Raw genomic sequence first — 2,950 nt, 5'->3', positions numbered from 1 at the left:
GTCCAGGCCAAGGGGTGGATCTCGCGTCACCAGAGCACCGTCGGAGGCGTGATCACGATCCTCGTCGGCGTGTTCGTCATCGTCCTCGGCCTGAAGACCTGACGACCTGAGCCGAAGACCTGAGTGACGCACCATCGGCGGCGCTACTGTGACGTCATGCCTCCGCAGGCCGACCTGGTTCGCTCCGCAGGGAGTCCTGGCGCTGCCACCACGACGGTGCCACGCTCGACCGTCGTGCTGCTCGGCATCCTCGGTGTCGTCGCCGCGGGCGTCGGCATCAGGGCGGCCGCCGGGATCGTGGCGCCGTCGATGCTTGCCCTCGTGCTCACCATCGCGGTGCTGCCGATCGGTCGGTGGGCGCGCAGGCGCGGCTGGCCGACCTGGTTGGCGACGGTGACCGCCCTGGCCGCGGCGTACCTGATCCTGCTGGTGATGGCGGTCGGCACCGTCGCGTGCCTGATCAAGTTCGCCGACCTGCTCCCGTCCTACGCCTCGAAGACCGACGACCTCACCCACCGCGCTGAGKATGCCCTCGCGCAGCTCGGCCTGAGCACGGGCGCGACCGGTGACGCGCTGTCGAAGCTGGACCCCACGAAGCTCGCCGACGTACTGGTCAGCCTGATCTCGGGGATCCTCGGAGCCCTCGGCTTCCTGTTCTTCCTGGTGACCCTGTTGTTCTTCTTCGTCGCCGCCGTCCCGGGCTTCGCGCCGCGGGTGGCGGCCCTGCAGCGCGCCAAGCCTGAGCTGGCGGCCTCCATGGGCAGGTTCCTGAGGGGTTCCCAGACCTACCTGCTGATGACCGCACTCTTCGGCGCCGTCGTCGGAGTGCTCGATGCCGGTGCACTGTGGTTGCTGGGCGTCCCGCTCCCGTTGGTCTGGGGATTCTTCTCGTTCCTCACGAACTTCATCCCCAACATCGGCTTCATCATCGGCATCATTCCGCCCGCCACCTTGGCGCTGCTCGACGACGGGTGGGAGGGGCTGCTGGGGGTGGTGGTGGTCTACAGCGTCCTCAACGTCACGATCCAGACGTTCATCCAGCCTCGGATCGTCGGCAACTCGGTCGGGCTCAGCGCCGAGATCACGTTCATGTCGCTGGTCGTGTGGACGTTCCTGCTCGGCGCGCTCGGCGCGCTCCTGGCCGTGCCGATGACGCTGCTCGTGCGGGCGATCTTCATCGACGCCGACAGCCGGGCCTCATGGGTGGCCCCGCTGATCGACGCACGCGTCGAGGAGCCACTGGCACCACCGCAAACGACGACCCCGGGGAGCAGCACGCCGAAGGAGGACGACCCTTCTGCAGGTGGCGTCGCGATCGCCGATAACTGACATTATGTCAATTAGCCCCGATCCCGGGATCACACCGTTGTCGTTCCGCTCACCGCCACCTCAGCCCTACCGGCGCCGCCCGATCCTCGTGGAGGACACCCCGACATGAGCCCCACCCCCCATGCCGACCCAGGCTCCACACCCGTTGCCTCGGTGGCGGGCAAGCACTCGCACGACGTGATCCCGCTGCGCGAGGCGACCAGGGCGTGGTTCGCGATCTCGCTCCAGACCTTCGGCGGCCCCGCCGGACAGATCGCCGTCATGCAACGCACCCTGGTCGACGAGAAGCGCTGGATCGGCCAACAACGGTTCCTGTTCGCCCTCTCCTACTGCACCCTGCTCCCCGGCCCCGAGGCCCAGCAGCTGGCCACCTACGTGGGATGGCTCCTCAACGGCGTCAGGGGCGCCCTGATCGCCGGGATCCTGTTCATCCTCCCCGGCGTCGTCGCCCTGCTCGTGCTCTCCGGTGTCTACGTCGCCTTCGGGGACACCACCCTGGTCGAGTCCCTGTTCCTGGGCCTGGCGCCTGCCGTGATCGCGATCGTCCTCCAAGCCGTCATCCGCGTCGCCAGAAGGGGCCTCGGACACCCCGCGCTCATCGGCCTGGCCGTCGCCTCGTTCGTAGCCCTCACGTTCTTCGCCGTCCCCTTCCCCGTCGTCGTCGGGTTCGCAGCAATGATCGGGTGGGGCCTCGGCAGGGTCATCCCGGACCTCACCAAGCCCAGGAAGACTGCCGGCGACGACGGTCCGGCACCACTGATCAGCGACGACGCCCTCCACACCGAACGTCCGTCGGGCCGGCGGGCCACCGTCATCCTCGTCGTCGGGCTGGTCCTGTGGTTCACCCCGGTCGTGGTCGCCGCACTGGTGTTCGGGCGGTCCAGCATCTTCGTCGACCAGGGCGTCTTCTTCTCCGGCGCGGCCGTGGTCACCTTCGGCGGCGCCTACGCGGTCCTGGCCTACGTCGCCCAGCAGGCCGTCAACGTCTACGGCTGGCTCGCCCCCGGCGAGATGGTCCGGGGCCTCGCCCTCGCCGAGACCACCCCCGGCCCACTCATCATGGTGGTGCAGTTCGTGGCCTTCGTCGGCGCCTTCCGCGCCCCGGGCGACCTGAACCCCTGGGCCGCCGCTCTCCTCGCCGCACTGCTGGTCACCTGGGTCACCTTCGTGCCCTGCTTCCTGTTCATCCTCCTCGGAGCCCCCTACGTCGAACGACTTCGCGGCAACCGCACGCTCGCGACCGCTCTGACCGGCATCACGGCCGCGGTCGTCGGCGTCATCGCCAGCCTCGCCGTCTTCTTCGCCCTGCACACGCTCTTCGACGACACCACCCGAGTCACCGCCGGGCCGCTCGACTTCGAGGTCCCGGTGCCCGGCTCCATCCAGTGGGCGGCCGTTGCCATCACCATCCTGGGCTGCGTGCTCATGTTCTGGCGCGACTGGTCCGTCCTGCGCACGCTCGGCATCTGTGCGCTGGCGGGAATCGCCGTAGGCCTCGGCCAAGCCGTCGTCTGACTCACCGGTGACATCCCCCGCACCGGGCAGGGTCACCCTTTTCGGGCGACCCGCAGGGACGAGCCGACGGGTTGACTTCGTCGTATGGGGTCGAGCAGCAAGAGGT

Annotated in this window: 2 protein-coding genes; both read left to right on the top strand. The window is 68.9% G+C overall.

The genetic code is table 11. From position 1 onward, the window contains the following. Positions 1 to 216 precede the first annotated feature (216 nt). The gene (locus tag ACXJKL_RS18485) at positions 217 to 1,329 is read left to right on the top strand and encodes an AI-2E family transporter (protein ID WP_457208466.1); all 1,113 of its coding nucleotides are present in this window, start codon (positions 217 to 219) and stop codon (positions 1,327 to 1,329) included. A 105-nt stretch (positions 1,330 to 1,434) separates the two neighbouring features. Further along, positions 1,435 to 2,844 carry a chromate efflux transporter gene (chrA, locus tag ACXJKL_RS18480; RefSeq protein WP_457208465.1) on the top strand — a complete coding sequence of 470 codons (1,410 nt, stop codon included), beginning with the start codon at positions 1,435 to 1,437 and terminating at the stop codon, positions 2,842 to 2,844. The last annotated feature ends 106 nt before the right edge of the window (positions 2,845 to 2,950 follow it).

The organism is Nocardioides sp. P5_C9_2, from assembly GCF_054049555.1.
The sequence above is the reverse complement of the archived record's forward strand: the minus strand, read 5'-3'. Positions and strand labels throughout refer to the sequence as shown.

Coding starts and splice junctions, on each gene's coding strand:
- chrA (WP_457208465.1), top strand. CDS start 1,435: ATGAGCCCCACCCCCCATGCCGACCCAGGCTCCACACCCGTTGCCTCG.